The following is a 26,703-nucleotide window of genomic DNA, read 5'->3' on the forward strand; positions in this document are numbered from 1 at the left end:
CGTCCAGATGGACGCGCGGCGCCGTATCAAGAATGAGGTCTCAGCTCTTGCTGGCCTTTTCCTTGGTCGAATTCACGGCCTCGTCGTTGCGATGCTCGACCGTCTTGGAGTCGTCGGCTTCGTCTTCCGACATACCCTTCTTGAAGCTCTTGATGCCCTTGGCCATATCGCCCATCAGTTCGGGGATCTTGCCGCGACCGAACAGCAGCAGCACGACGACCAGAACGATCAGCCAGTGCCAGATTGAAAACGAACCCATTGAACTCTCTCTTGAACAGTTTCCCTGCGATTGATCTAGGCTCTTTCGCTTCCGGATTCAAACACTAGAACATCCGCTTTTCGAAGCGACAGCCATATATCACGTGCTTTTGCGGACAAAGCGCCGCAGCGTATGCGCGCCCTCACCGGCGTCTCGGCCCCAGGCACCGCAAGTTCAAGCAATTCAACGACACCTAGATAGCGCCTGGAGATGATGCGAGCCTGAGTTTCGCCAGTGGTTTCGCTGACATCGATGCCGGTGAGTCGCACCGCGACCGAGACTTGCGTGCCATCGGCGATCTCGGTTTCGACCTCGCCGACCGGCGTATCGGCATAACCATCGACGACCTTGGCCGAAAAGACGTTGAGCTCGGAGAAGAAGCCGGCAACAAACAGGTTTGCCGGGCGCAGGTAAAGATCATCCGCCCTGCCCGTCTGCACGAGTTTGCCATCCTTGAGCAGGGCGATCCGGTCGCCCATGCGCATCGCCTCTTCGGCATCATGCGTGACGACAATTGCGGTTGCGCGGCTTTCGCGCAGAATAGCCAGTGTCTCGGCCCGCACCGAATCCTTGAGACGCGAATCAAGGCCGGAGAACGGCTCGTCCATCAACAGCACCGCCGGGCGTGGTGCCAGCGCACGCGCGAGCGCGACTCGCTGCTGCTCGCCACCGGACAATGCGTGCGGGTAGTTGTCGGCATAATGTTCAAGGTCGACGCGAGCGAGCGCGATCAGTGCTTCGCGTTTGCCCTCTTCGCGCGACAGGGCGGTCAGGCCGAAACGCACATTGTCCAGGATGGTGAGATGCGGAAACAGCGCGAAATCCTGGAAAACCAGGCCGATGGAGCGTTGTTCCGGCGGCAAGAATACTGACGGCCCCGCGATTTCCTTGCCGTTCAACAGCACCCTGCCCGATTTTTGCGCCTCGATGCCGGCGGCGATCCTCAGCAGCGTCGTCTTGCCGGAGCCGGASGGGCCGAGCAGGCACAGCACTTCGCCCGGCTCCGCCGCCAGCGTGACATCGCGCAGCGTCTCTGCGCCATTGGCGAAGGAGTGGCGGATATTTTCAAAGGCCAGACGCGCGGCAAAGGTTACGCCCGCTGTCACGCGGGATGTCGTCTGGGCTTGATTGGTCGTCACAGGATGGACCTCCTGGGGCCGGTTCCACACCGGCGCCGGTCAATCATCTGTGACGCGAGGTGTCAACAGGCCAAGCTCTTCGAGATCTATGTCCGTTAGCGGATCCTCGTCTTCGGAGAGCAAGTCCGGGTCGGATGGCGGCAGCGGCACGGAGAAGCCGGGCGGCATGCGGGTCGACAGCAGCCCGGCGCCCTTGAGTTCCTCCATGCCAGGCAGGTCGCGGATCTCCTCCAGCCCGAAATGGTCGAGGAACTTTTCGGTGGTGCCATAGGTCACCGGCCGGCCCGGCGTCTTGCGACGTCCGCGCATGCGCACCCATTCGGTCTCCATCAGCGTGTCGAGCGTGCCCTTGGAGGTCTCGACGCCTCGGATGTCTTCTATCTCGGCGCGGGTCACAGGCTGATGGTAAGCGATCACCGACAGCACTTCGAGCGCTGCACGCGACAGCTTCTTCTGCTGGATGGTGTCGCGGCTCATCAGGAAGGCAAGATCGCCGGCGGTACGGAAGGCCCAGGCGTCCGCGACCCGCACAAGGTTGACGCCCCGGCGCTCGTAGATGCGCTGCAATTCGGCCATGGCGGCTGGAACGTCGACGCCTTCCGGCAGCCGCGACACGAGTTGCCGTTCGCTCACAGGGTCAGCGCTGGCAAAAACGATTGCTTCGGCCATGCGCACCGCTTCAGCCAGATGCAGGCGTGCTGCTGGATTCTGCTTGATGGTCTCGCCATCCTCATCGTCGAGGGAGAATGGAACGACGTTTGATCCTTCGGTCATGACGCACCTTCGGTCTGCGCGGCGGCGGGCTGGCGTTCACGCAGGTAGATCGGCGCAAACGGCTCGTGCTGGCGGATTTCGACGCTTCCATCGCGGACCATCTCGAGGCTGGCGGCAAAGGAACTGGCGATCGCCGTCGCCCGTTCTTCCGGGCCGGTCATGTATTGGATGAGGAAATGATCGAGCGCGGTCCAATCCTTCAGTTCGCCGACCATGCGCATGAGGATGTCGCGCGCCTGCTTCAGCGACCAGACACTACGCCTGGCGATCTGCACATTGGTGATCGCCTGGCGCTGGCGCTGGCCGGCATAGGCACTCAAGAGGTCGTAAAGCGACGCCGAGTACTCGTTGCGCTTGTCGATGATGACCATTTCCGGCGCGCCGCGCTGGAACACGTCGCGGCCGAGCCGGTTGCGGTTGACCAGCCGCGAAGCGGCATCGCGCATCGCTTCAAGCCGCTTCAGCCGGAACTGCAGGACAGCAGCCAGTTCCTCGCCGCTCTCGCCTTCGTCGCCGGGCAGCTTGGGGATCAGAAGCTTCGACTTGAGGAAGGCGAGCCACGCCGCCATCACCAGATAATCGGCGGCAAGCTCGAGCCGGAGAGCACGGGCCTGCGATACGAAGATCAGATATTGCTCGACAAGGGCAACGATTGAAATGCGGGAGAGGTCGACACGCTGGCTGCGCGCCAGATGCAAAAGAAGATCAAGCGGGCCTTCAAAGCCCGCGACGTCGACAACCAGCGAGGGGTCGTCCGTCGTGCGGTCGTCGGCGTTCTCCGCCCACAGACGGTCCATCGGTGCGGGCTTTTGCGCCTTGCTTTCCAATGCTTCCGCCAAAATCCGTGCCTTCTCCGTGAGACTATGCAACTGCCTCGAAATAATGTCCGAATTCCGCCCACAGCGCCTTTTCGGCGCGTTCAAGCGGCTTCCCGGCGCTATCGTAGTGAAGGACAATATCCGCACCCGCCGCAAGGATTGCCGCAGCCTTTGGCCGGTAATCCCCAGAAAGCGCCTTCGGCGATGTGCGTGATTCGCGCATGAGGCAAGCTTAGCGCCTTTTGGGCCGCGATAGAATCGTTGCGACTCGGCCGGATCACAAACGAAAACGGCGCAGCCAGGCTGCGCCGTTTTCTGAACTCGTATGTGGCGAGGTTTACTTCGAGACGAAGCAGTTGCCGCCAGCTGTCTTGTAGCTCTCGCACAGGCTGATCGCCTCGTTGCGGGTCGCTGCCGGCACGCGGACGCGCCAGAAGGTGCCCTTGCCGGCGATGTCGGCCTTGACGATGCTGGCTTCGCGACCGTTGAGCACGCTGCCGTACTTTCGGACAAGGTCCTGATAGGTCGACTTCGCCGCTTCCTCGCTCGGCTGCGAAGCGATCTGCATCGCCCAGGCACCGGAAGCAGCGGCTGTCGGAGCCGAAGGCGCGATTGCGGCAACCTGGTCGGGCTTGACCTCGCCGACGACATTGACGGGCTGCTGCGAAGGGCGCTGGGGCGCGACTGGAGCCTTGGCCGGCGTGTTTGCCGACTGGGCGGGCTTGGCGACAGGCGCCAGCGCAGGCTGGGCCGGCACAGTGCCGGTGGCTTCGCCTGTCGAGGCAACGCGCTGGGGTGCCGGATCGGCAGGTTCGGAGGCTGCAACAGCGGCGGGAGCTGGTTCTTCGCGCGGCACGAGCGTGCCATCGGGCCTCACCACCATGGTGCGGACCTTGCGCGGCGCAACAGCCGACGTCTCGGTGCTGGTGTCCGGCTGATCGGACTGAGCCGTCTGCGCAACCCGATCCTCGGACTTCGCGGTCGGTGCTGCGTCCGTCTCGTCTGCGTTGAGCGGCAGCGTGTCGGAAATGCTGGCCTCGTCGTCCTGTGCCGTCACGTCGATCGGCTCTTCGGTGTTCGTGACAAGTTTTTGCTGAGCCGGGGAGCCGGTAGCGGTACCACCTGCAACGCGGTCATAGACCTTGCTGTCCTGGTTCGGCACGGTCGTGCCACCAGGGTTTTCCGGCTTGACCTTGATCGGGCTCTCGTCGGCCTTGACGATGACTGGCGCGCCAGCCCCCTCACTGCCGCCGAACGACAGCGCCCATGCGCCGATGCCGCCGACAATGGCGACGGCCCCAACGACGGCAGCGATCATCATGCCGCGACGCGCAGGGCTGGATGCGGCGGGCGAGCCCGGCAGCGCTTCGATCGCCTCGTCGAAATCGGGATCGTAGTCGAAATCGTCAGCCGGAGCCTGCTTAAGCGGTGCGTTGCCCTGCTGCATGCCGCCGAGATCGAATCCTGTCGGGCGTTCACCGGCCTGCTGCGTCGAGGACTGGCGCCCGGCATACATGGCAGCCGCACCGGCGACCGCACCCGCTGCCGCGGGGAACTCGCTCTGCTGCGCGACATCGCCATCACGCAGCGTCTTGCGATCGAAGCCCGTGGCGTATGGATTGGTCGCATAGCTCGACGAAGCAGGCTGATTGCCCGTGTCGGTCGAATTCATCTCGTTCATCAGGTTTGAGAATTCGCCGTCAAGATCGTCATAGGCCGGGGCCGGCGGAGCATCGTCTTCGAAGGAGAGCTCGGGAATGTCGAGATCGTCGGCAAGAGCAACGGCCTTTTCCGGCACATCGACAGTCTCGATATCGGGAGCGTCGTCGAAGGACGAAACGGCGGCGAAAAGCTCTGCTTCCAGATCGTCGGTCTCTTCGACAACAGGCTCGGCCTGCTGCGCATACGCCTCAGGCTCGGCGTGCGACACATAGGCCTCTGGCTCAGCATACGGCACATAGGTTGCCGCAGGCGCCACATATGCCGCAGGCTCGTAGCTCGCTTCCGGCTGATAGCTCGGCTGCGTTGCAACGGCCGGCGTCGATGCGCGCGGCGCGACCGGCGTGCCCAGGCCCCAGCTGCGGGCCTGCTCATAGCGCGAGGCGGCGAGCGGGCGCAGCGGCACTGCCACAGCAGCTACGGCTGCCGCAGGCGCGACGACTTCGGCGACCTCTGTCGCGGCACTGCGCTCCAGGGCCATGTCGAAGGCGTCGTCGTCAAAGCTGACGTCGATGTCGGTCTGATCGTCGTAGCTCGGCTCGGAATAGCCGGTATCGGCCAGTACCGGAGCCGCCTCTTCGGCGACCGCATGGTCTTCGACCAGCTGCGCGTCGTAGGACGGCGCATAGTCGGCGTCTTCATATTCTTGTTCTTGCGGTGCAGCCTCGGCAGGCTGCTCGGGTGCCCACAGCGAGCTTGCGAAGATTGGCTCGGGCTCGACCGCAACCGGCTCAGTGGCGCGCAGTGGCAACGGCTCGGACAGTGCCTTGGCCTGGTTGCTCATGGTGCCGAGCAGCGCGTTCAGCTCGTCCTCGAGGCTGGTATCTTCGGCAGCGGCAACCGGAGCTGCCACCTGCGTTACCTCGGGCTCGTAAGCTGGTTCTTCAAAGGCAACAGGCTCATAAGCCGGCTCTTCGTCGCTCAGCGCGTCCTGCAAGCGGCGCTCGAATTCGTCATAGTCCTCAGCCTGCGCCACCGGTGCTGCAATCGCCTGGGGTACTTCCACCAGGTTCGCTCGGGAATACGCGATTTCCGGCTCAGTCTGCTGATATTCGCCCAGCGTCAACTGATTGTCGGCAACGGCCTCGGCCGTGGAATCCGCATCGTCATTGGCTGCGAAATCCATGTCGACATCGGCAAGAGCGGCATCGAATTCGGCATCGAGACTGGCTTCGGCCGGAGCTTCATAAGCAACCGGAGCAGCCACATGCCCGACGGTCTCTTCGACCGGCAGCAATTCGTCTTCGAGCGAAAAGTCCGGCTCAAAAGACGCGGCAACCGCCTCGTCGAACGCAGCTTCGGGCGCGAAGTCAGCTTCAGGCGCGGCGGTGTAGGCAGGCTCCACGGCATAGCTGGGCTCTACGGCAAAAGCCGGTTCCGCTTCATAGGCTGGCTCTTCAGGGCGCAGCAGCTCGTCTTCAAGGGAAAAATCCTGCTCGAAGCTCGCCGCGACAGCGTCATCGAAAGAAGCCTCGGTGGCGAATTCCGACTCAGGAGCCTGCGCATAGGTAGGCTCCACAGCGTAGCCGGGCTCCGCGGCATAGGCCGGCTCTTCGGGGCGCAGCAACTCGTCTTCAACGGAAAAGTCCTGTTCGAAGCTCGCCGCAACAGCGTCATCGAAAGAAGCCTCTGTGGCGAATTCCGGCTCAGGAGCCTGCGCATAGGTAGGCTCCACAGCGTAGCCGGGCTCTACGGCATAAGCCGGCTCCGCGGCATAGGCCGGCTCTTCGGGACGCAGCAACTCGTCTTCAAGGGAAAAATCCTGCTCGAAGCTGGCCGCAACCGCGTCATCGAAAGACGTGGCGCCGAATTCTGGCTCATGGGCACGCGCATATGCGGGCTCGGACTGAGCATAGGCGACAGGCGCTTCCACGGCCGCATTGACCGTCGGCTCTTCAGCCTGAACATAGGCCGCGACCTGCTCATCGCCGGCCAGTTCGCCGAGCAATTCCTTTTCCAGATCGATGCCGAAATCGTCGTCCATCTCCGGCTCCACACGGCCAGCGGGCGCGCCAACATCCTGGCGCACCACAGGCTGGCGCGGATCGAAGCCCATGATCCTCGTCAATTCGGCGAAGGGATCTTCGTCGGCGAAATCGTTCTTATCTGCGATCTTCAGCTGGGTTCTATCTGCCATTCGTTTTCCCGAACTCTCGCACTTTTTTCGGACGCAATGAACGTCGCGTAAGGTTGGCCCTTACCAGCGCAATGTGGGCAAAAGGTGACATGAAGTCCCGGAAAACCTAGCGCATTTCGGTCGGGGCATCCGCTCCGATCAACGCCAGGCCTGACGTCAAAACGTCCGAAACAGCCTGCACCAGCCCGAGTCTGGCATAGGTCAATTCTCGGTCGTTAACCTTAACAAACCGTAAGTCTGGGTTGTCGGTGCCACGATTCCAGTGACCGTGGAAGCTGCTGGCCAGATCATAGAGGTAGAAAGCCAGCCTGTGCGGCTCCATCGACTGGGCAGCAGATTCGATCAGGCGCGGATATTCGGCGAGCTTCTTGATGAGTGCGATCTCGCCTTCGTCGGTCAGCCGCTCGACAGCCCCGATCAGGCCCGGACGCGCAATTTCAGCTTCGCCAAGCTGCTCCTTGGCCTGCCTGAACACCGAGTGGCAGCGCGCCGAAGCGTACTGCACGTAAAACACCGGATTGTCCTTCGACTGCTCGGTCACCTTCGCGAAATCGAAGTCGAGCGGTGCGTCGCTCTTGCGGTAGAGCATCATGAAGCGGATCGCATCGCGACCGACTTCGTCGACTACTTCGCGCAGGGTGATGAACTCCCCTGCCCGCTTGGACATGCGCACAGGTTCGCCGTCGCGGTAAAGTTTGACCAGCTGGCACAAAAGCACGTCGAGCTTCACAGCACCGTCGGTGACGGCGCGTGCGAGCGCTTCCATGCGCTTGACGTAGCCGCCATGGTCGGCGCCCAGCACGAACACCAACTCCTCGAAGCCGCGGTCGACCTTGTCCTTGAGATAGGCAACATCAGCGGCGAAATAGGTGAAGGCGCCGTCCGACTTGACCAGGGCGCGGTCCATGTCGTCGCCGACCTCGGTCGAGCGGAACAAAGTCTGCTCGCGGTCTTCCCAGTCTTCCGGCTTCTCGCCCTTGGGCGGCGGCAGCTTGCCCTTGTAGACATGGCCCTTCAGGGTCAGGTCGCTGATCGCCGAGCGGATCGCCTTGGCATTGTCCTCATGCAGCGTGCGCTCGGAGAAGAACACTTCATGGCGCACGTTGAGCAGCGCCAGGTCCTCGCGGATCATCACCATCATGGCATCGATGGTGCGGTCCTTGATGAGGGCCAGCGCCTCGTCTTCCGGCTTCTGCAGCAGATCGCGGCCGAATTCCTTGGCCAGCGCCTGGCCGACCGGCACGAGATAGTCGCCCGGATAGAGGCCGGCCGGAATCTCGCCGATCTGCTCGCCGAGCGCCTCCCGATAGCGCACCATCACCGAGCGGCCGAGCACGTCGATCTGCACGCCGGCGTCGTTGATGTAATATTCCTTGGTCACGTCGTAGCCAGCGAAGCCCAGGATGTTGGCAAGCGCGTCACCCACCACAGCGCCACGGCAATGGCCGACATGCATCGGCCCGGTCGGATTGGCCGAGACGTATTCGACATTGATGCGCTTGGAGTTACCGGAGGCAGAGCGGCCGTAATCGGCGCCGCGCGACAAAAGATCGGCAAGGTGCTTCTGCCAGAAACCGTCATGGAGCTTGAGGTTGACGAAACCGGGCCCCGCCACCTCGGCCTTCGCCACGTCGACATCCTTGGCGAGTTCGGCGACCAGACGCTCGGCAAGCGCGCGTGGGTTCTGCCCGGTGGGCTTGGCCAGCACCATGGCCGCGTTAGTTGCCAGATCGCCATGGGTGGCATCGCGCGGCGGCTCGACGGCAATGCGCGCAAGATCAAGCGCACCGCCATCTCTAGGGGTCAATTCAAGCGCTTCGACGGCTTTGGTGATCCGCTCGTTGAAATCGGCGAATATGTTCATTGTCGGGGCTTTCGTAAGGCGATGACTGAGCTGCAGAGCCACCTTCAAAGTGACATTGCACGTAAATGCTGATTTTGGTCCGACCTAGCCCAAATCGGGCGTATGGTCAAACAAGCGGCGGTGTTCCTTGATCGCGTAGGTGTCGGTCATTCCGGCCAGGAAGTCGGCGACGGCGCGCGCCTTGATGCGGTCTTCGGCCCGATCGAGCCCTTCGCGCCAGCCCTCCGGCATGGCGCGCGGATCGGCGAAATAGACGTCGAACAGGTCACGCACGATCTTGTCGGCGTCGGCGCGCACCCGCATCACTTCGGAATGCCGGTACATGTTGCGGTAGAGAAAGGCTTTGAGCTCCTTCTCCGACACAGCCATGGATTCCGAAAAGGTCACCATGACCTCGCCGGCCGCCCTGACCTCGTCGGCACTTTGCGGTGCGGCGCGCCCGATCTTTGCGGTGGCGGTCGAAATGACGTCCTCGACAAAGAGGGTGATCTGCCGGCGCATCAACTCGTGACCGGTACGCACCGGATCGAGCGCCGGATAGCGCTCGCGCACCCCGCGCAGAATCGACGCCGGCAGAGAGACCCCGTCGAGCATGTCGAGCGTAAGCAGCCCTGCCCGTAGGCCGTCGTCTATGTCATGGGTGTTGTAGGCGATGTCGTCGGCGATCGCCGCGCACTGCGCTTCCAGGCTGGCGAACTGGTTGAGTTCAAGATCATGCAGTTCCGAATAGTCGCGGATCGCCTGCGGTACCGGGCCATTCAGGCCTTTGCCGGCTGAGTCGGTCAGCGGGCCATTGTGCTTGACCAGTCCTTCCAGGGTCTCCCAGGTCAGGTTGAGCCCGTCGAACTCCGCGTAGCGGCGTTCGAGCCGGGTCACAATGCGCAGCGATTGGGCGTTGTGGTCGAAACCGCCCCAGGCCGCCATCTTTTCGTTCAGCGCGTCTTCGCCGGTATGGCCGAATGGTGTGTGGCCAAAATCATGGACGAGTGCGATAGCCTCGGCCAGATCCTCGTCGCAGCGCAACGCGCGCGCCAAAGCGCGGGCGATCTGGGCAACTTCGATCGTATGGGTCAGGCGTGTGCGAAAATGGTCGCCCTCATGAGCGACAAACACCTGCGTCTTGTGCTTGAGGCGGCGAAAGGCGGTCGAATGGATGATGCGGTCGCGGTCGCGCTGGAACGGCGTGCGCGTCGGGCTTTCGACCTCGTCGAACAGGCGCCCACGCGAGCGCGCAGGATCGCAGGCATAGGCCGCGCGTGGCCGATAGCCGAAACCGATATCGCCAAGTTGCCGTTCGCCTGCCATACTCCCCACCTGTTGACTTGCTACAGGTGGCTTCATACCTATCATAAGAAACCGAAAGCAAGGTGACGCCGATGGGCGCTGATGCCAAGACTGCCATGAAAGTCGACATGACCGAAGCCGCAGCCAAGCGGATTGCCAAGATTGTCGCTGGCGATCCCGGCAAGATCGCGCTGCGAATCTCTGTCGAAGGCGGAGGCTGTTCCGGCTTTTCCTACAAATTCGATCTGGTCGATGGACGCAACGACGACGACGTCGCCATCGAACGCGACGGTGCGACGCTGCTCGTCGACGAGATGTCGTTGATCTACATGGGCGGCTCGGTTGTCGATTTCGTCGACGACCTTATGGGACAGTCGTTCCAGATCAAGAACCCCAACGCAGTCGCTGGCTGCGGCTGCGGCACCAGCTTTTCCGTCTAGCCATGCGCCGGGTGGGGGCGCTCCGTCAGGTTGCGCTCTCGGCTGGCCGTGACATCGACGCCACGCTTGCCTTCTGGCTCGACGTGCTCGGCCTACCTGTCCACGCCCGCTACGACCCGCCCGGCATCGCCTTCATCATCGCAGGTGGAACCAGGCTGTTCTTCACCGGCGGCATACCGCAGGCGACTGTCTATCTAGACATAGTTGACCTCGACAGCTTCCACGAAATGGCTTCCGATAGAGGCATCGCCTTCACCACCGCACCGACGCTGGTCCATCGCGATTCAAGCGGCGAGTTCGGCCCGGMCGGCGAATCCGAATGGATGGCCTTCCTGAAAGACCCCGCCGGCAATACGATCGGGCTTGTCGAGCGCAAGCCGAGCTGAACGAAAAAGGCGGCCCGGAGGCGGCCTTCGTCCATTCCATGCAGCTGGAAGATCAGGCTTCAGATGCCATCGCCGCTTCGCGGATTTCGGCTTCATTTTCCTTGGTGCCGTTGAAGAAGGCGTTCAGCACCACGGCCGAAACCGACGCCAGCAGAATGCCTGATTCGATCAGCGGATGGATGTCGTGCGGCATCCACATCTTGAAGTCGGGCGCGACCAGCGGAATCATGCCGAAACCGATGGAGACCGCAACGACAAACAGGTTGTTGCGGTTGGTCTTGAAGTCGACATTGGACAGGATGCGGATACCCGTCGCCGCCACCATGCCGAACATCACAAGCCCAGCACCACCCAGCACCACAGTCGGCAGCGCCTCGACCAGCGCGCCCATCTTTGGCACCAACCCGAGAATGATCAGGATTACACCGCCTGCCACGCAAACGAAGCGGCTCTTGACGCCGGTGACCCCGACAAGACCGACATTCTGCGAGAAGCTTGTATAGGGGAAGGTGTTGAACAGGCCGCCTATGATGGTGCCCAGGCCGTCGGTGCGCAGGCCCGCCGAAAGCATCGGCTGCGTCACCTTCCTGCCCGTCATGTCACCAAGTGCCAGGAACATGCCGGTCGATTCGATCATGACGACGATCATTACCAGCACCATGGTGATGATCAGGATCGGATCGAAGATCGGCATGCCAAAGCGCAGCGGGGTGATGAGTTCGAACCAGCCGGCCGAAGCCACCTTGTCGAAATGCATCATGCCGAGCGACGCCGTCAGCACGCCACCGATGACGATGCCGAGCAGCACGGCGATGTTGGCCATGAACCCCTTGCCGAACCTGGCAATCGCCAGGATGGAGACCAGAACAACTGCCGAAATGCCGACATTTACGAGCGGCGCGTAAGCGGCGTTCGGGGCGGTCGCTGTGAGCGCCAGCTTTGCCGGGATCGGCGGAATGGTGGAACCAGTGGCGGCGGCCATGTCGGTCACCGTCTTCAGCCACTCGGCATGTTCGGGCGAAACAAGCTTGGGCGCGGTCGGGCCGAAAGGGTTGCCGAAGATCCAGTTGATGCCGATGCGCATCAACGATGCGCCGATGACCACGATGATGGTGCCGGTCACGACAGGCGGGAAGAACCGCAACATGCGGCTGACCAGCGGTGCGATCAGAAACGCCACGATACCGGCGCCGATGATGGCGCCGAAGATCATGCGGGCACCGTCAGGCCCCTGGTTGGCGTTGGCCATGGCAACCATCGGACCGACGGCAGCGAAAGTGACGCCCATCATGACCGGCAGCTTGATGCCGAACCATTGGGTCGCGCCGAAGGACTGGATGATGGTGACCACGCCGCAGACGAAAAGATCGGCGGAAATCAGGAAAGCGACCTGCTCCGGATCAAGCTTGAGCGCGCGGCCGATGATGAGCGGCACTGCGATTGCGCCAGCGTACATGACCAGAACATGCTGGATTCCAAGCGCGGTGAGACGAGGCGCTGGTAGCACCTCGTCCACAGGATGTGGACTTTTGGACATGGCATTTGTTCCCCTTTTGCCAGCCGGTCCAAAGAATGCCGAAGAGGACCGGTTCCCTTCTCCCAAGGGATGGTGCAGGATCGTCTGGAACGGCCGCGCAGGCTATCAATATTTATTTGAAATAATCGCGTGAAATTCATGAAGATCGTGACCTGGAACATCAACGGCGTCAGAGCCCGCATCGAAAACCTGGTGCATTGGCTCAAGGAGAGCGCGCCCGACATCGTTTGCCTGCAAGAAATAAAGACAGTCGACGATCAATTCCCGCGCCTTGAGATCGAAGCGCTTGGCTACAACGTCGAAACACATGGCCAAAAGGGTTTCAACGGCGTCGCTATACTTTCCAAGCTGCGCTTCGACGAGGTCAATCGCGGTCTGCCAGGCGATGATTCCGACGAACAGGCCCGCTTCATCGAAGGTGTCTTTTCGACCGACAAAGGCGCGCTGCGCGTCGTTTCGCTCTATTTGCCCAACGGCAATCCCGTCGGCACCGAAAAATTCCCCTACAAGCTGTCATGGATGGCGCGGCTCGAGCGCTGGGCGGCGGAACGGCTCGCGCTGGAAGAAGCACTCGTGCTTGCTGGCGACTATAACGTCATCCCCGAGGCAATCGACGCTCGCAACATCGAAGTATGGCTCGGCGATGCGCTGTACCAGCCCGAGACGCGCCAGGCGTTCCGGCGGCTGGTGAATCTGGGCTTCACCGAAGCAGTGCGCTCGGTCACCGACCAGCCCGACGTCTACACGTTCTGGGATTACCAGGCTGGCGCCTGGCAGAAGAACAACGGCATACGCATCGACCATCTGCTGCTGTCGCCCGAAGCCGCGAACCGATTCGCCTCGGCCTCGATCGAAAAGCATGTGCGTGGCTGGGAAAAGCCGTCCGACCACGTCCCCGTGGCCATCGACCTCAATCTCGAAGCGGCCTGACGAAGTTTCGCCGAAATCTCAAGGTTTTGGCGGATCAATCGCATTCTGACGCGGCTAGACCGTTCAGGTTTGACGAAAACACATCCTGCGAGAAGATGCCATGTACATCGCAATGAACCGCTTCAAGGTCCAGAACGGCACAGAAACCGCATTCGAAGACATCTGGAAGAACCGCGATTCGACCCTCCATGAGATGAAGGGTTTTCGCGAGTTCCATCTGCTGCGCGGTCCGGTCAACGAGGTCGAAGGCTATACGCTCTACGCCTCCCACACGACCTGGGAGAGCTATGACGATTTCAGTGCCTGGACCAGGTCGGAAAACTTCCGCGCCGCGCACAAGAATGCCGGCTCTTCCAAGGCCTCTTATGTCGGCCATCCGCAATTCGAAGGCTTTTCGGTCGTCGAAGGCGCCTGACCAATGATCGATTTCGCCCGCAGTATCCCAGTGCTGCCCTCGCCCGACATCACCGAAAGTCGCGATTTCTATCGCGACAAGCTTGGCTTCGAGGTTATCGGCCCGGCAATGGACGACTACCTGATCGTGCGGCGGGGCGAGATCGAAATCCACTTCTGGAAATCGGACGACCGCAAGCTGCCTGAGGTGTCGTCCTGTTATATCAGGGGCGGCGAGGTATCGGCGCTGCACGCAGAGTATTCAGCTCGTGGCGTCGAGAAATTGAGTCCGTTCACCGTTCGGCMGTGGAACATGAAGGAATTCTACGTTCACGATCCGCATGGAAACTTGCTACGCTTCGGCTGCGCGCCGGAAGAAATTTAAATGGGGCAGGCCTTGGCCTGCCCCAATTTATTCTTACGCGGATGCCAGCAGGCTGGCGTTGCCACCGGCGGCAGTGGTGTCCACGCAGACGGCCCGTTCATGGGCATAGGCGGCGGGGTAGATCACCTCGCTGATCAGCGGCACGATCGGGCCCTTGCGCTCGGCAACCACCTTGCGGACGATGCGCATGCTCTCTTCGGTTCCCGAATAAGCCACGACATCGACGGCAAGCGAACGCGCCTCGACCGGATCGGGGCGACCATCGATGGCAGAGATCGGCAGGCCCTTGCCGAGCAGCGCGTGGACCGCAGCCGGAGCGCCAGGCGCAACTGCGAGAACGGCATTGCCGGCGGCAAGCGCCTGGATCGCCTGGGCAAGAAGCGTCTCTGCATCCGGCCCGAGGCAAAGCACGTGACCGCGCGGATTGAGCGACAGCGTGTTCGCCTCACCCGTCGGTCCGGGCAGGTCGATCTGGCCGAAATCGATGCTTGCCGCAGCCGCAATCGCCTCGGCGCCCTTGCCTCGCAGATGCTTGCGCAGGATGGCGATACGGTCCGGTCGTGTCGCCCACTCGCCGGCATCGACAAGATTGTCGACCAGTTCGGTCGCAGTGACCTTGTGGCCTTCCGGCAGCACAGTGCCTGCTTCGGGTGCCTTGCGGAAGCGGCGCAGATAGTGCGGTCCGCCAGCCTTGGGTCCGGTGCCCGACAACCCCTCGCCACCGAATGGCTGCGAACCGACAACAGCACCGATCTGGTTGCGATTGACATAGATGTTGCCGGCGTGGATGCCGTCCATGATGTGCTGGACACGGCCTTCGATGCGGGTGTGCAGGCCGAAGGTCAGGCCGTAGCCCTTGCGGTTGATCGCAGCGATAACCTCGTCGAGCTGGTCAGCCTCGAAGGTCGCGACATGCAGAACCGGGCCAAAGATTTCGCGCTCCATCTCCTCGATGCCTTTGACGCGGAAAACGTGCGGGGCAACGAAGCGGCCATCGCTGGGCGCATCGAGCTTGGCGATCAGCTTGCCCTTGGCCTCCATCTTTGCGCAATAGTCGCGGATCGAGTTCTGCGCCTCTTCGTCGATGACGGGGCCGACATCGGTCGACAGCTGCCACGGATCGCCGATGCTGAGCGCTTCCATCGCACCCTTCAGCATCTCGACCATCTTCTTTTCGACGTCGGTCTGGACGTAGAGCACTCGCAGCGCCGAGCAGCGCTGGCCGGCACTCTGGAACGAGGAGGCCAGCACGTCGCGAATCGCCTGCTCCGGCAGCGCGGTGGAATCGACGATCATCGCATTGAGGCCGCCGGTTTCGGCGATCAGCATCGCGTCGGGCGCGGCCGTCTCGGCAAGTTGTTTTTCGATCAGCTTGGCGACTTCCGTCGAGCCGGTGAAGCAGACGCCTGATATGCGCGGATCAGCAGTCAGCGGCGCACCGACCGTCGGACCGTCGCCGGGCAGAAGCTGGATCACGTCTTCCGGGACGCCAGCTTCGCGCATCAACGCCACCGCACGCGCCGCGATCAGCGGCGTCTGTTCGGCCGGCTTGGCGATCACCGAATTGCCGGTGACGAGAGCGGCTGCGATCTGGCCGGTGAAGATGGCCAGCGGGAAATTCCATGGCGAAATGCACACGATTGCGCCGCGTGCCGCAGTACCTGCTTCCGCCTTTTCAGCCTCGGCTGCGTAATAGCGCAGGAAATCGACTGCTTCACGCACTTCGGCTACGCCATCGGCCAGCGATTTTCCCGCTTCACGGGTGGCAAGGGCAAAGAACTCAGGGGCGTTTACTTCATAGAGATCGGCTGTGCGGCGCAGGATGGCGGCACGTTCGGCGACGGGCTTGGCTGCCCAGGCCGGCTGCGCCTCGATGGCGAAGCGCACGGCTGTCGGCACCTGCTTTGCGGCTGCTTCGGTTGCGGTGCCGACAACGTCCTGCGGCTTTGCCGGGTTGATCACCTGACGCGACGCGCCATAGCCGGCGGCGCGGGTGATCGGCTTTGCCGTCCACCGGTCCGGGCCCTTGAATTCAGCCCTGGCCTTGTCGAGTGCGGCAAGCGTCACCGGGTCGGTGATATCCCAGCCCTTTGCGTTCTTGCGGCCGAGGCCGAAGATCGCGGCAGGTGCCGGAATCGACGGATTGGAGGCCGGCCCCTGCGTCTCCACCGTCTCGAGCGGGTCGCGGGCAATGGCTTCCGGTGCAACATCCTCGTCGGTCAACTGGTGCACGAAGGACGAATTGGCCCCGTTTTCGAGAAGGCGGCGAACCAGATAAGCGAGCAGATCGGAATGCGCGCCGACTGGTGCATAGATGCGGCAGCGCGTGCCTTCGGCCTTGCGAACCGTCTCATGCAGCGCTTCGCCCATGCCGTGCAGCCGCTGGAACTCGAACGAGGTGCGGTCCTTGGCCATCGACAGGATGGCCGCGACAGTGTGGGCATTGTGGGTAGCGAATTGCGGGTAGATGCGGTCGGTCATCGACAAAAGCTTGCGGGCGCAAGCCATGTAGGAGACGTCAGTGTTGGCCTTGCGTGTGAACACAGGATAGCCCGGCAGGCCGAGCGTCTGGGCGCGCTTGATCTCGGTGTCCCAATAGGCACCCTTGACCAGGCGCACCATGATGTTGCGGTCGAGCTTGTTGGCGACCGCATAGAGCCAATCGATCACGAATGCGGTGCGCGGGCCGTAAGCCTGGACAACCACACCAAAACCGTTCCAGCCAGCGAGCTGCGGGTCGGCCAGTACGCGCTCAATCACGTCGAGCGACAAATCGAGGCGATCCGCCTCTTCGGCATCGATGTTGAGGCCCATGCGGGCATGCTTGGCGGCCAGGCACAGCGACAGCAGACGCTCCGCCATCACCGGCAGCATCTCGTCCTTGTGCGAGACTTCGTAGCGCGGATGCAGCGCCGAAAGCTTGACCGAAATGCCATGGTTGTAGCGGATGTCGGGACCGTTGGTGCCGTTGTCGAGCGACGAAATCGCCTCGGCGTAGGCGCGGTGGTAGCGCAGCGCATCAGTTTCGGTGCGGGCGGCCTCGCCCAGCATGTCGAAGGAATAGAGATAGCCTTTCTGGATCATCGAGCGGCCGCGCTTGACGGCTTCAGTGATCGTGCGGCCAAGCACGAACTGCTCGCCCATTTCGCGCATCGCTGCAGCGACCGCCTTGCGGATGACCGGCTCGCCCAAGCGACGAACCATCGAGCGTAGTGTGCGCTCGATCGAGCCCTCGCCCTCGTCAAGCACGCGTCCGGTCAGCATCAGCGCCCAGGTCGAGGCATTGACGAAGATCGAGCTCGAACCGCCCGAATGCGACGACCAGTCGTGCGGAGCGATCTTGTCGCGGATCAGGTCGTCCATCGTCTCTGTGTCGGGTACGCGCAGCAGCGCCTCGGCCAGGCACATCAGCGCAACACCTTCCTTGGTCGAAAGACCGTAGGCCGAGAGGAAGACCTCCATCAGACGTGGGTCGGTCGAGCCGCGCACGGCGCGCACCAGATCGGCGGCGCGGGCGGAAATAGCCTTGCGATCTTCGACGGAAAGAGCGGCTGTCGCCGACAGCCTCTTCAAGGCTTCAGCTTCATCCGGGAGGTAGTTGGCGCGGATTTCCTGGCGGATCGGGTCAAGCGCTGGCATGGCGTTCCTGTCGAGCAAATTGAGGCTGCGCCCGGCGGGAAACTCGCTGCCGAGCCTTTGTCCAAAACTAGCACATCGCCTCAAATCTGGTCGGTCCAAAGAATTCGACTTTCCAGTCCTAATCGTCTACGATTGACGCTCCTAAATCGCCAATTGAGCTGCCATTTTCATGCCAGAAGACCAACTGGACCGCATCGACCGCAACATCATGTTCGCCCTTTCACGCGACGGACGCCTGTCGATGGCCGAGCTTGCCACAAAAGTCGGACTTTCCAAGACCCCGGTGCAGGCGCGCGTCAAACGACTGGAAAAGGATGGCTACATCAGGGGCTACCAGGCCATCATCGACAGCGAGCGCATGGGCGAAGGCCATGTCGCCTTTGTCCAGGTCAAGCTCTCCGACACGCGCTCAGCCGCCCTCGACGATTTCAACCGCGCGGTCCACGCCGTGCGCGAAATCGAGCAGTGCCACATGATGGCGGCGAGTTTCGACTATCTGCTCAAGGTGCGAACGAAGGACATCGCCGCCTATAGGCGCGTGCTCGGCGAGCGTATCTCCGCCCTGCCCCATGTCGCCCAGACGTCGACATTCGTGGCCATGGAGACGGTCAAGGACCGCTGAGCCTATCTATTCAACCTATCTAGTCAGAAAGCGTCTTCAGGAACGCGATCAGCTCCGCGCGTTCGCGATCCGACAAAGCCACGGGGTGGATTTCGGAGGTGCCTTCGACGCTTGCCGGCGCCTTGGTGTAGTGGTCGAGGACCTGATCCAGCGTCGCGAACTGCCCCGCATGCATATAGGGCGCGCGATCGGCTACCCCACGCAGCGACGGTGTCTTGTAAGCGCGGATCAGTTCCGGCGCGCTTTTCTGCATGAATTTGAGCTCGCCGCAGGCCTCGTCACCGCCGTCGCGGAACTTGCCGAAACAGTTGAACGGGTCGCCAAGCACCTCGTTCACAACGGCAATTCGTCCGCGATCCGCAGGAAGCCCGGCAACCGGCGGAATGCCCGTATTGTGGAAATGATTGTCGGTGAAACGCGGCCCGGTGTGGCAGGTCGAACAATTGGCCCGGCCGATGAAAAGCCTGAGGCCCGCCTGTTCCTCGTCCGACAGGGCATTGTCACCCGCCGGCGTGCTGCCTTTGGCGATGATATCCGCGAAACGGTCGAAACGCGTCTGGCCATGGGTGATCGAACGCTCGAAGGCGGCAATCGCCTTGCCGATGTCGGAAAAGACGAGGTCGACATCTTGGCGTTGCTGCTCGGTCATTGCTTTCCAGGCGGCTTGCTCGGATGGCGTTCCGAACGGTCCGGCGTTCGGCGGCACAGCTGACAGAGCGGGCAGCGGCCTGAAAATGCGCTCATAACGCTCGCCGAAACGGCGCTTGAGATAGTGCACGTAAGCAGCGCGATTGCCGGCATGTTCGAGCGGGTTTTCAAGCGGCGTCAGCGCCTGCGCCCACAGGCTGTCGCGCCGCCCGTCCCAGAAGAAGAATGGATCGCGCGCCACGCCTGCAAGCGGCATGGTGCGCCGGTTGGTCTCAGCCACGCCCACGCCGCGCGGAAGGTCGTCCTGGAACTGCCGGTCGATCTTGTGGCAGGTGCCGCAGGCAACATTGCCGTCCCGGCTCATGCCGGTATCGAAGAACAAGGTGGCCCCGAGCGCCGCAGCACCTGGGTCGTCGGCAAATCGATTGGTCGGATCGGGCGGCAGTGGCGCGAGTGTTGAAAGCGACATCGAGGCGATGGTGCGCTTTTCCGCCTCGGTAAATTCTTGCCGGCTACAGCCTGCCACCACGGCAGCAACCGACATGGCGATTGCAGCGCATATGATCAGGCTGCGTTTCATGACCTCACAGCACCAGATTGAAGGTGGCCTGGTCAGACCCAACCGGAGACGAAATGCCGAACTTCAACTGCCACCAGCCACTCATCGAGAATTTCACGCCTTCGATGCGGTAGCGGCCATCACCTAGATACGCTGTCGCCTCGGGGCTGGTTGGCAAGCCGTGAGCGTGTTCGGGCATGCCGCCGCCGATGATGATCTTGGCGTCCTCGACCGGAATGCCCTTCCGCGTCTTGAGGGTCACCAGCCACGAATGCAGTTCGCCTTGCTTGATCTCGCCCACCTCGGGTGCGATCGCCACCGAGAACAGGCCCTTGGCGGAAGTCTTCGAGCGCGTAAGGTCTGGTCCCGGCGCCGCAGGTGCTGTCAGATAGACGGCAGCCAAGACGCCCACCGCGAGCGAGACGAGGCCGATTCCCCCAACGATCAAACGCCATATCGATGTCAATTCGCCCTCCTCGATCCTGCTGACAACGAATGCGGCCAGCGCCGCCTTCCCGGCCAGCCTGAATCATTGACGGGCAACATGGCGCAGCCAGCTGTGGAAAGCCATTCTGGAAGCGGCAGCGCGGCGGCGCAGTGTTCAAAATTCAAAATGCTATTGAAACAGCGGCTTGCTTGGCTTTTCGGACTCGTCTTGTGAAGGACCTTGCAAAGAAAACGCGCGACGTCAAAGACGCCGCGCGTAGTCATTTGGCCAAGATCAATTCGGGCTTAGAGCCCTAGCCCGCCGATGCAGACATATTTGGTGTCGAGATAGTCCTCGATGCCCTGGTGCCCGCCTTCGCGGCCGAGGCCGGATTCCTTGACGCCGCCGAACGGCGCTTCAGGCGTGGTGATCAGTCCTTCGTTGACGCCGACCATGCCGTATTTCAGCCCCTCCATGACCCGGAAGGCACGACCGAGATTGCCGGTGTAGAAGTAGGATGCGAGGCCGAACTCGGTATTGTTGGCGAGCGCGATGGCCTCCTCCTCGGTCTCGAAGCGGAAGACCGGTGCAACGGGCCCGAATATCTCTTCCTTCATGAATTTCATTTCCGGCGTGGCGTTGGCGATCACCGTCGGCTGGAAGAACGAGCCGCCGAGCGCGTGGCGCTTACCGCCGGCAACGACCTTGCCACCCTTGGCGGTGGCATCGGAGATGAACTCCTCGACCTTTTCGACAGCCTTTTCGTCAATCAGCGGCCCTTGCTGGACACCTTCATCGAGGCCGGAACCGACCTTGAGCTTGTTCGAGGCAGCCGCGAACTTCTCGACGAACTTGTCGTAAATGCCGGCCTGCACGAAGAAGCGGTTGGTGCAGACGCAAGTCTGGCCAGAATTCCGGTACTTTGCGGTGATCGAGCCTTCGACCGCGCGGTCGAGATCCGCGTCGTCAAAAACGATGAAGGGCGCGTTGCCGCCGAGTTCCATCGACACCTTCTTGACCGTCGATGCCGATTTCTCAATCAGCAGCTTTCCGACCTCGGTCGAACCGGTGAAGGTGATCTTCTTGACCAGCGGATTGGCGCAAATCTCGTCGCCGATCTCGCCGGCCGAGCCGGTCAAGACGTTGACCACGCCCTTGGGGAAGCCGACTTCCTCGCACAGCGCTCCCCAGGCGAGGCCCGAATACGGCGTCTGCGAGGCCGGCTTGACGACGGCGGTGCAGCCGGCGGCGAGTGCAGGTCCTAGCTTGCGCGACAGCATCGAGGACGGGAAATTCCACGGCGTGATCGCTGCGATGACGCCGACGGGCTCCTTGGTGACGAGGATGCGGCGGTCGGCCCAGGGCGACGGCACGACGTCGCCATAGGTGCGGCGGGCTTCTTCGGCGAACCACAGCACGTAGGCTGCCGACGAGCCGATCTCGCCCTTGGACTCGGTCAGCGACTTGCCCTGCTCGATGGTCAAAAGCTCGGCCAGCGCGTCCTGATTGTCCATGATGGCATCGTGCAGCTTGCGCAGCAGTTTCGAGCGTTCGAGGGCCGAGGTCTTGCGATAGGTCTTGAAGGCCTCGTTCGCCGCCTCGATGGCGCGGCGCGTCTCAGCCGCACCGGAACGAGGCACCGTGCCGATCTTGAGCCCTGTCGCCGGATTGTTCACATCGATGGTCTTGCCGGAATCGGCCTGCACCCATTCGCCGTTGATGAGATTGGCCTGCCGCATGAAATGGCTGGTTTTCTGAAGCATGGCTTCGCCTCCTGTTATGGCGTCAGCGGGACGCGGGCTGATCGTGAACTTTGTCGAAATACCGTCCGGCAGAACGTCCAACGTCCGGTGCGCTCGGCAAAATTAGTAACGTGCCGCCGGGTCAGCGATCAATCGAATTATGGCACAGATACGTTGGTCCAGCGTCAACCAAATACCATGGTCGCAACCATCAGCCAGAACGCGGTTGTCACCACGGCACAGGCTGTGGCAATCGTCATCTGGTTGGAGGCCAGAGCCTGGCCGGTGCCGAACTGGATGGCGATCAGATAAGAATTGACGCCCGAAGGCAGACTCGCTGCAGCCACCGCGACCTTGGCCGGCAGCGGCGGCAGGCCGAAAAGCCAGGCAAACAGCAATGCCACCGCCGGCATCAGGAACAATTTAAGGACCGACAACGCCAATGCCGGCCTGACGTTGCCGGATATGCCGAATTTTCTGAGCCCAAGCCCCATCGCAAACAAGGCCACCGGGCCGGCGATGTTGGCGAGCGCATCAACGAAGCGGTTCGCAAGCGCCGGCAGCGGCAAATCAGTTGCACGCCAGGCGAGCCCTGCCAGGATGCCGATGATCAACGGGTTGGTCAGTATCTTGCGCAAGAAATCACGAATTATCTCAAGCGGATGCACCGGCTCGCTGCGGCGCGGACCGAACAGCTGAAACAAAATGATCGAGGCCATCATCATGGTCGGCAGGTGCACCGAGATGATCAGGGACAGGATCTCAAACCCCTCCTGCCCAAAGACGCCGAGCATGAAGGGAATGCCAAGCAGCACGAGATTGGAAAAGGCCGAGGACACACCACCGACAACCCCCACCTGTCCGTCGCGCTTGAACAAACGCGTCATCACCAGGTGGCCGGCAGTCCAGGCCACGATTACGGCAGCGAAATAGGTGGCCCACAGCGCCCAAGGCGCCGATCCGTGGAAATCGGCGCCGATCATGGTGCGGAACAAAAGCAGCGGCAGCGCCACGCCGATGGCGAATTCGGAAAGTGCGTCGCCAGTCTGGGTGCGCATATAGCCGGTGACGCCTGACAGATACCCCAAAGCCACAAGACCGAAGACGAAGAGCACAGTTTCAACGAGTGGTGACATCAGCGCTCTGGCAAAATGGAGAATCGGCTTGGCGGAGCATTGCCCCATGGGCAACCGCGATCAAGCCAGGATACGACCGTCGGCGAACATCATTTACCGTCGCCTTGCCTTTCAATCGACTTTGGCATCCCTATATCCGCATCGCCTGTTCGGGACCATTCATGCTCAGATTTGCCATTGCTATCATGCTGTTGTTCGGTGCGCTGCCCGCACATGCCACCGAAGCCGGGTGGGCACTGCTGCGCAATGGCGGCCATGTCGTACTGCTGCGCAATGCAATGACCACCGGCGCGGTCGAGCCGGCCAACTTCGACATCGAAAAATGCGCGACCCAGCTCAATCTGTCTGATCGCGGCCGCCAGCAGGCGCGAAAGATCGGCGCGCTGTTCGCCGCGCGCGCGGCGCCCGTCGAGCGCATTCTGGCAAGCCGCTACTGCCGGACACTGGAAACCGCACGCCTCGCCTTCGACGACCAGAAGGTCGAGCCGATGGCCGCCCTCGACAAGCCGACCGAGGCCACCAGCGAAGCCGATGTCGCGGCCGTCATGGACATCATCCGCAACTATTCCGGCTCCGATAACATCGTGCTCGTGACCCACCTCGAAAACATCCAGGCTCTGACCGGCGCATCGGCGCGCGAAGGCGAAGCGCTGATCGTTGGCCTGCAAGGAGAAAGGCTGCATGTGCTCGGCCGTATCGTCTTCTAGGGCGCACTTCACCTGCTTTCCCCAAGGTACGGTGCCTGCCCTCGCCGCRAAGGCGCAGGATTTGGCCTTTTCCTGACTGGAAAAACCGATTAGACAGCCCCTCAAAACTATGTGCGTAGAATCTGTCCTGGATTCATGACCGCCCTCATCAAAGGAAAAACCGTGTCCACGACCTTCGAGAAAGTCGCCAAGATCATTGCCGAGACCAGCGAGATCGACATCGATACGATCACGCCCGAGAGCCACACCATCGACGACCTGGGCATCGATAGCCTCGACTTCCTCGACATCGTGTTTGCCATCGACAAGGAATTCGGCATCAAGGTGCCGCTCGAGAAGTGGACCCAGGAAGTCAACGACGGCAAGGCTTCGACCGACGAGTACTTCGTCATGAAGAACCTCTGCGCCAAGATCGACGCGCTCGTCGCGGCGAAGAACGCCTGAGCACGCTGAAACCACCCATGGCCAATCGCGACGTCGTCATCACAGGCATAGGCCTCGTCTCCTCCCTGGGAGAAGGCGGCGCTGCCCATTGGGACAAGCTGACCGCACCGGGCACGACCCCGGTGATCGATGCCGAGCGCTTCACGCCCTATGCCATCCACCCCCTGCCCCAGATCGACTGGGGCCTGCAGATCGCCAAGCGTGGCGACCAGCGGCAGATGGAAACGTGGCAGCGGCTGGGCACCTATACGGCGGGCATGGCGCTCGACGACGCCGGCATCAAAGGCAATGACGAGCTCAGCGCGACCATGGACATGGTCGTGGCGGCAGGCGGCGGCGAGCGCGACGAAGCGGTCGACGCCGGCGTGCTGGCGGCATCTGAAAACCGCACCGACCGCGATGTGCTGCTCAACGAAAAGCTGACCACTGAACTCAGGCCAACGCTCTTCCTGGCGCAGCTTTCCAACCTGCTGGCCGGCAACATCTCGATCGTCCACAAGGTCACCGGCTCTTCGCGCACCTTCATGGGCGAGGAAGGCGCGGGAGTTTCGGCCATCGAGACCGCAGCCGCTCGCATCCGCTCCGGCCAGTCGACGCATGTGCTGGTCGGCGGTGCTTTCCAGACCGAACATTCCGACATGCTGCTTGGCTACGAACTGGCCGGCTATCTGCATCGCGGACCGTGGAAGCCCGTCTGGCAACGCCAGGGCTCGGAAGGCGGCGGTGTCGTAACAGGCTCCGGCGGCGCGTTCCTCGTGCTCGAATCGCGCGAGCATGCCGAAGCCCGTGGCCAGAAGATCTATGCCACGCTCGGCCCGGTGCTTTCCAGCCGCGCCATGCGCCGCAATGGCGGGCTCGAAGCGGGCATCGCCGAATTGCTGGCCAAGACCGATTTGCCCGATGGCGAGTTGCTGGCGGTCTCGGGTGCCTCGGGCGCCCATGCCGCAACCGCAGCTGAAAAGGCCGCCTTCGACGCCAATCCGGCGATCGCGGCCCGCGCCCTTTCGTCGCTGACAGGGCATATGAAGGAAGCGCAGTTTCCATTCGCCGTGGCGCTTGCAGCGCTTGCTGTCGACCGTGGCGCCGGCTACCCGGCCTTCGAGCAAGGCGAAAAGAATTTCGCCGGCAAGCCGGAAAATGTTCTGGCAACGGCGGTCGGCTATCACCAATTCGAAGGCATGGCGCTCGTTTCCGCGCCGCGCTGAAGGGTGTCAGGACAAAACATGGCCAATCTGAAGGATCATCTCGGCAGACCCGTCGTTGCCGTTACCGGCATCGGTGTCGTCACCTCGCTCGGCGTCGGCAAGGCCGACAATTGGGCAGCGCTGACGGCGGGCAAGTCGGGCATTCATCCGATCACCCGCTTCCCCATCGATCTGCTCAACACCCGCATCTCGGGCATGGTCGACTTCCTGCCGTCGAGCACCAAGGGCGCCAGCGCGCTGACCTATGAATTGGCCGAGACGGCAGCGCTCGAAGCTGTCGAGGAAGCCGGATTTGCCTCCGACGATTTCGACGGCCCGCTGTTTCTCGCCTCCCCGCCGGTCGAGCTCGACTGGCGCGACCGCTTCGCCCTTTATGCCGGCGACGACGAAGGCTCGGCCTCCGATCGCTTGCTCAAGGTGGCGCGCAGCCAGAATTCGCTCGACATGTTCGACACTTCGCAGTTCGGCTCGATCGCCGACCGCCTCGCCGACCGTTTCGGCACGCGCGGCCTGCCGATCACCACCTCGACCGCGTGCGCATCGGGCGCCACTGCGATCCAGCTCGGCGTCGAGGCCATTCGCCGTGGCGAATGCGACCGCGCGCTCTCCGTTGGCGCCGACGGCTCCGCAACCGCCGAGGCGCTGATCCGCTTCTCGCTGCTGTCGGCGCTGTCGACCAACAACGAAGTGCCGGAAAAGGCCTCCAAGCCCTTCTCCAAGGACCGTGACGGCTTCGTGCTCGCCGAAGGTTCAGCGGCATTGGTGCTCGAATCGCTGGAAAGCGCGCTAGCGCGCGGTGCCGAAGTGCTCGGCATCCTCAGGGGCTGCGGCGAAAAGGCCGACGACTTCCACCGCACCCGCTCCAAGCCTGACGGCTCACCGGCTATCGCCGCGGTCAAGGCAGCGCTTGCCGACGCAGGCCTCGCCGAAGACGAGATCGATTACGTCAACGCCCATGGCACCTCGACGCCTGAGAACGACAAGATGGAACATCTGTCGCTATCAACCGTGTTTGGCGAACGCATCCGCAAGATCCCGGTGTCGTCMAACAAGTCGATGATCGGCCACACGCTCTCGGCTGCGGGCGCCATCGAGGCCGCCTTCTCGCTGATGACCATGCGCGAAGGCGTCATTCCGCCGACCATCAACTACGACAATCCCGATCCCTCGATCGAGCTCGACGTGGTGCCTAATGTGAAGCGCAAGGCCGAGGTTCGCACGGTGCTTTCCAACTCCTTCGGCTTCGGCGGCCAGAACACCTGCCTTGTCATGGCGCGGGAACCGGTCTAAGCGACCGTCTCAACATCGATTAGGTGCTGCAGCGTCCTTTTTGCGCGTCGAAAGGGACGCGCGGCGCTGTAGCGACAAGGATTTAGCGAGATCATGCGCGCATTGCAGCTCGTCGAGGACCGCCGGCTCGAGCAGGTGGATATCGCCCCACCACCGCCTCCAGGCCTTGGCGAAGTCACGCTCCGCATCAAGGCTGTGGCGCTCAACCATATCGACGTC

Annotated in this window: 23 protein-coding genes and 1 pseudogene; 11 read left to right on the forward strand and 13 right to left on the reverse strand. The window is 62.3% G+C overall.

The genetic code is table 11. The features are described 5' to 3' along the window. Nucleotides 1-40: 40 nt before the first annotated feature. The 7 genes from AC1DWF_RS17485 to AC1DWF_RS17515 all read right to left on the reverse strand — a co-directional run bounded on the left by AC1DWF_RS17485 (nucleotide 41) and on the right by AC1DWF_RS17515 (nucleotide 10,015). Nucleotides 41-259 carry a twin-arginine translocase TatA/TatE family subunit gene (locus AC1DWF_RS17485; RefSeq protein WP_476783920.1) on the reverse strand — a complete coding sequence of 73 codons (219 nt, stop codon included), beginning with the start codon at nucleotides 257-259 and terminating at the stop codon, nucleotides 41-43. Nucleotides 260-294: 35 nt separating this feature from the next. Beyond that, the gene (locus tag AC1DWF_RS17490) at nucleotides 295-1,398 is read right to left on the reverse strand and encodes an ABC transporter ATP-binding protein (protein ID WP_476783921.1); all 1,104 of its coding nucleotides are present in this window, start codon (nucleotides 1,396-1,398) and stop codon (nucleotides 295-297) included. A 39-nt stretch (nucleotides 1,399-1,437) separates the two neighbouring features. Beyond that, the gene (scpB, locus tag AC1DWF_RS17495) at nucleotides 1,438-2,172 is read right to left on the reverse strand and encodes an SMC-Scp complex subunit ScpB (RefSeq protein WP_476787721.1); all 735 of its coding nucleotides are present in this window, start codon (nucleotides 2,170-2,172) and stop codon (nucleotides 1,438-1,440) included. After that, nucleotides 2,169-2,969 carry a segregation and condensation protein A gene (locus tag AC1DWF_RS17500; protein ID WP_476787734.1) on the reverse strand — a complete coding sequence of 267 codons (801 nt, stop codon included), beginning with the start codon at nucleotides 2,967-2,969 and terminating at the stop codon, nucleotides 2,169-2,171. Before AC1DWF_RS17500 ends, scpB begins: the two co-directional genes overlap by 4 nt. 358 nt (nucleotides 2,970-3,327) lie before the next feature. Next, nucleotides 3,328-6,846 carry an SPOR domain-containing protein gene (locus AC1DWF_RS17505; protein ID WP_476787722.1) on the reverse strand — a complete coding sequence of 1,173 codons (3,519 nt, stop codon included), beginning with the start codon at nucleotides 6,844-6,846 and terminating at the stop codon, nucleotides 3,328-3,330. A gap of 106 nt (nucleotides 6,847-6,952) precedes the next feature. Continuing rightward, nucleotides 6,953-8,710 (reverse strand): arginine--tRNA ligase, encoded by a 1,758-nt coding sequence (gene argS / locus AC1DWF_RS17510; protein ID WP_476787723.1) that lies wholly within the window; start codon nucleotides 8,708-8,710, stop codon nucleotides 6,953-6,955. 84 nt (nucleotides 8,711-8,794) lie between these two features. After that, nucleotides 8,795-10,015 carry a deoxyguanosinetriphosphate triphosphohydrolase gene (locus AC1DWF_RS17515; RefSeq protein WP_476785608.1) on the reverse strand — a complete coding sequence of 407 codons (1,221 nt, stop codon included), beginning with the start codon at nucleotides 10,013-10,015 and terminating at the stop codon, nucleotides 8,795-8,797. A gap of 71 nt (nucleotides 10,016-10,086) precedes the next feature. Between AC1DWF_RS17515 and erpA the strand changes: the two genes are divergently transcribed. Beyond that, the gene (gene erpA / locus AC1DWF_RS17520) at nucleotides 10,087-10,434 is read left to right on the forward strand and encodes an iron-sulfur cluster insertion protein ErpA (protein ID WP_476785607.1); all 348 of its coding nucleotides are present in this window, start codon (nucleotides 10,087-10,089) and stop codon (nucleotides 10,432-10,434) included. A 2-nt stretch (nucleotides 10,435-10,436) separates the two neighbouring features. Further along, nucleotides 10,437-10,820 carry a VOC family protein gene (locus AC1DWF_RS17525; RefSeq protein WP_476841878.1) on the forward strand — a complete coding sequence of 128 codons (384 nt, stop codon included), beginning with the start codon at nucleotides 10,437-10,439 and terminating at the stop codon, nucleotides 10,818-10,820. A 52-nt stretch (nucleotides 10,821-10,872) separates the two neighbouring features. Here AC1DWF_RS17525 and AC1DWF_RS17530 read toward each other — a convergent pair whose 3' ends face one another. Further along, the gene (locus AC1DWF_RS17530; RefSeq protein ID WP_476787724.1) at nucleotides 10,873-12,357 is read right to left on the reverse strand and encodes a nucleobase:cation symporter-2 family protein; all 1,485 of its coding nucleotides are present in this window, start codon (nucleotides 12,355-12,357) and stop codon (nucleotides 10,873-10,875) included. 138 nt (nucleotides 12,358-12,495) lie between these two features. Here AC1DWF_RS17530 and xth point away from each other — a divergent pair, with 138 nt between their 5' ends. From xth to AC1DWF_RS17545, 3 genes are all read left to right on the forward strand, one after another. Beyond that, nucleotides 12,496-13,287, forward strand: a complete 792-nt coding sequence (gene xth / locus AC1DWF_RS17535; protein ID WP_476785609.1) for an exodeoxyribonuclease III — start codon at nucleotides 12,496-12,498, stop codon at nucleotides 13,285-13,287. A gap of 100 nt (nucleotides 13,288-13,387) precedes the next feature. After that, nucleotides 13,388-13,702 carry a heme-degrading protein HmuQ gene (hmuQ, locus tag AC1DWF_RS17540; protein ID WP_476785604.1) on the forward strand — a complete coding sequence of 105 codons (315 nt, stop codon included), beginning with the start codon at nucleotides 13,388-13,390 and terminating at the stop codon, nucleotides 13,700-13,702. Between the two features lie 3 nt (nucleotides 13,703-13,705). Continuing rightward, nucleotides 13,706-14,065, forward strand: a complete 360-nt coding sequence (locus AC1DWF_RS17545) for a bleomycin resistance protein (protein ID WP_476841879.1) — start codon at nucleotides 13,706-13,708, stop codon at nucleotides 14,063-14,065. A 33-nt stretch (nucleotides 14,066-14,098) separates the two neighbouring features. On the opposite strand, the gene putA is transcribed toward AC1DWF_RS17545, so the two are convergent. Next, on the reverse strand, nucleotides 14,099-17,704 hold the full coding sequence (gene putA / locus AC1DWF_RS17550; RefSeq protein ID WP_476804234.1) for a bifunctional proline dehydrogenase/L-glutamate gamma-semialdehyde dehydrogenase PutA: 3,606 nt from the start codon (nucleotides 17,702-17,704) through the stop codon (nucleotides 14,099-14,101). 169 nt (nucleotides 17,705-17,873) lie between these two features. Between putA and AC1DWF_RS17555 the strand changes: the two genes are divergently transcribed. Continuing rightward, nucleotides 17,874-18,326: an Lrp/AsnC ligand binding domain-containing protein gene (locus AC1DWF_RS17555; protein WP_476784747.1), complete on the forward strand. Its 453-nt coding sequence runs from the start codon at nucleotides 17,874-17,876 to the stop codon at nucleotides 18,324-18,326. Between the two features lie 19 nt (nucleotides 18,327-18,345). Here AC1DWF_RS17555 and AC1DWF_RS17560 read toward each other — a convergent pair whose 3' ends face one another. The 4 genes from AC1DWF_RS17560 to AC1DWF_RS17575 all read right to left on the reverse strand — a co-directional run bounded on the left by AC1DWF_RS17560 (nucleotide 18,346) and on the right by AC1DWF_RS17575 (nucleotide 22,838). Continuing rightward, complete coding sequence (locus AC1DWF_RS17560; RefSeq protein WP_476787727.1) at nucleotides 18,346-19,554, reverse strand: cytochrome-c peroxidase; 1,209 nt, start codon at nucleotides 19,552-19,554, stop codon at nucleotides 18,346-18,348. Nucleotides 19,555-19,558: 4 nt separating this feature from the next. Beyond that, complete coding sequence (locus AC1DWF_RS17565) at nucleotides 19,559-19,999, reverse strand: FixH family protein (RefSeq protein WP_476784745.1); 441 nt, start codon at nucleotides 19,997-19,999, stop codon at nucleotides 19,559-19,561. A gap of 266 nt (nucleotides 20,000-20,265) precedes the next feature. After that, nucleotides 20,266-21,723 (reverse strand): NAD-dependent succinate-semialdehyde dehydrogenase, encoded by a 1,458-nt coding sequence (locus AC1DWF_RS17570; protein WP_476787728.1) that lies wholly within the window; start codon nucleotides 21,721-21,723, stop codon nucleotides 20,266-20,268. 164 nt (nucleotides 21,724-21,887) lie between these two features. Then, entirely contained in the window at nucleotides 21,888-22,838 is a 951-nt protein-coding gene (locus tag AC1DWF_RS17575) for an AEC family transporter (RefSeq protein WP_476784743.1), read from the reverse strand. A 161-nt stretch (nucleotides 22,839-22,999) separates the two neighbouring features. On the opposite strand from AC1DWF_RS17575, the gene AC1DWF_RS17580 reads away from it, so the two are divergent. The 5 genes and pseudogenes from AC1DWF_RS17580 to AC1DWF_RS17600 all read left to right on the forward strand — a co-directional run. Beyond that, on the forward strand, nucleotides 23,000-23,545 hold the full coding sequence (locus AC1DWF_RS17580; RefSeq protein ID WP_476787729.1) for a histidine phosphatase family protein: 546 nt from the start codon (nucleotides 23,000-23,002) through the stop codon (nucleotides 23,543-23,545). 135 nt (nucleotides 23,546-23,680) lie between these two features. Next, nucleotides 23,681-23,989: an acyl carrier protein gene (locus AC1DWF_RS17585; protein ID WP_476785040.1), complete on the forward strand. Its 309-nt coding sequence runs from the start codon at nucleotides 23,681-23,683 to the stop codon at nucleotides 23,987-23,989. Between the two features lie 17 nt (nucleotides 23,990-24,006). After that, entirely contained in the window at nucleotides 24,007-25,194 is a 1,188-nt protein-coding gene (locus AC1DWF_RS17590; protein WP_476785041.1) for a beta-ketoacyl-ACP synthase, read from the forward strand. 18 nt (nucleotides 25,195-25,212) lie between these two features. Further along, nucleotides 25,213-26,484: a beta-ketoacyl-ACP synthase gene (locus AC1DWF_RS17595; protein ID WP_476785042.1), complete on the forward strand. Its 1,272-nt coding sequence runs from the start codon at nucleotides 25,213-25,215 to the stop codon at nucleotides 26,482-26,484. Nucleotides 26,485-26,577: 93 nt separating this feature from the next. Then, a pseudogene (locus AC1DWF_RS17600) lies at nucleotides 26,578-26,703 on the forward strand (zinc-binding dehydrogenase); the annotation flags it as partial.

It is taken from the genome of Aminobacter sp. P4_D5 (genome assembly GCF_056401815.1).